Genomic DNA, 1756 nt, shown 5'->3' on the forward strand with positions numbered 1-1756 from the left:
CTGCTATATTAGCGGTCGTGATTTTTTGGTATGTCTATAGTAAAAATAGTACCGGTATCATTAGAAGAAACCGTAATCGTACCGCCATGTAGCTCTACAAGTTGCTTTGTAATCGCAAGCCCTAAGCCTGTACCGCTACTATTACTTGTAGTATTAGTTCCTCGGTAATAACGCTCAAATAAATTATCAAGCTCCTCCTGCGGAATGCCCGTACCAAAATCTTGCACCGTAATGGTCGTGTTCATTGCTCTTACTAGCACACGTGTATTTACTGGCGTATGCTTTTTAGCATTCGTAATAATATTATCTAACACACGTTGCATTAATAATTTATCCGCTTCAATAACAGCTGGTGCTGTCACCTCTACTTCTACATCCTCATCACTAAATTGCTGTAGCCACTCGGTCAAATCAATTATTTCACGCGTAAGCGTAACGGCTTTATTTTTTAATTGATACGTATACGTTAGGTCTTTAATTAGTGCATCCATATAGGTTGCCTTCTCCTGCATAGTTGCCGCAAATTGACGCACCTCTGTTTGCGACCATTCATAATCTGAGTTAAGCATAGCTGAATAACCAAAAATTGAACTGAGTGGTGTTTTTAAATCATGTGACAAACCAGTAATCCATTCTTCGCGTAACTTTTCGCTATTTTTAATTTGACGTTCATTATAAGCAAGGCGTGTAGATAAATTATTTAAAGACTCATCCACAGGTTGATATAAATTATATTTACGTTTTAGGCGTTTAGTCTTTGCCTTATATAACGGATTTTTAGAAGGCTTCGCATAATCAAACTGAGCAAGACGTTCAATACGCGATAAAATATAACGTACGGGGCGTACAAAGCGGCTCGAAATAACTAACGACATAATGATTACACCAATAAGCAGTAGGATATGAACAACGATAAAGACGACAAGCCCCATCTTACTAATATCAGCCATTAGCTGATCAAAGGTACGATATCGTTCATTAGGACTTCGAAGTACCACAAAGGAGCCATCGTCCTGTGCGATAATATTGCGATTTTCTTTATGCTCGAACGTTAGTAATTGCGTTGGCACAAAATCAACTGGGCGCAATAAGCTAAGCTGTTCGCCAATAAAGGCAACACGCTCACCTTCTTTGTAATGCTCAACCGTCGTATTTGTACTTTCTAAGGTTTGTTGAAGCTCAGCTGAGAACTGATTGCTTAGTACAGCCTGCACCATCGCTTGTTGTTGCCCCTCAAAAGGATCATTGGCGACAAAATATACTATATTATCATCCACATCCCAACGCTTTAATTTTCGATTTGAGAGCTGTGTAAAATCCGCTTCACATAGTGCACAGGCTTCATCCGTAGTCGTAAGTAACGTTAAACTTGGTGTCATTAAATAGAGTTCACCATCATTGTCCCTTGCCTGACGCTCAAATCCTTCACTAAAAATCCATGTACCATCATTTTTCTGCTCCACTTTATCAGTCACTTCAAATGGCTCTAGCAATAATATATCAGAGCTATGCTTGCGATTCTCATAACCAAAAACAATAACAAGTGTAATAAAAAAGGCAAGGATAATCGCAACATAAAATAATGTAAAATACGAAACAAAGCGTAGTGTTAATAAATTCATCTGCTTCATTTAACGCTCACCGACCAACTTATAACCAATACCTCGCACTGTTACAATAACGCTCGGCTTACTCGGCGCTACTTCGATTTTTTCGCGGAGCTTACGAATATGTACCATTATTGTATTATCATCTT

At 38.6% G+C, this 1756-nt stretch carries 2 protein-coding genes; both read right to left on the minus strand.

Going from position 1 to position 1756, the window contains the following annotated elements; translation table 11 throughout:
* Nucleotides 1–8: 8 nt before the first annotated feature.
* The gene (locus tag CH76_RS13185; protein WP_036147300.1) at nucleotides 9–1631 is read right to left on the minus strand and encodes a sensor histidine kinase KdpD; all 1623 of its coding nucleotides are present in this window, start codon (nucleotides 1629–1631) and stop codon (nucleotides 9–11) included.
* Nucleotides 1632–1756 (minus strand): helix-turn-helix domain-containing protein (locus tag CH76_RS13790; protein WP_161769905.1); only part of this gene is annotated, 125 nt, incomplete at its 5' end.

Origin of the sequence: Lysinibacillus sp. BF-4, assembly GCF_000743635.1 — a bacterium.
Classification (GTDB): domain Bacteria; phylum Bacillota; class Bacilli; order Bacillales_A; family Planococcaceae; genus Metalysinibacillus; species Metalysinibacillus saudimassiliensis.

What these genes read in the sequence shown, in the direction of transcription:
- CH76_RS13185 (WP_036147300.1), bottom strand. Translation starts at nt 1,631, where the DNA reads ATGAAGCAGATGAATTTATTAACACTACGCTTTGTTTCGTATTTTACA.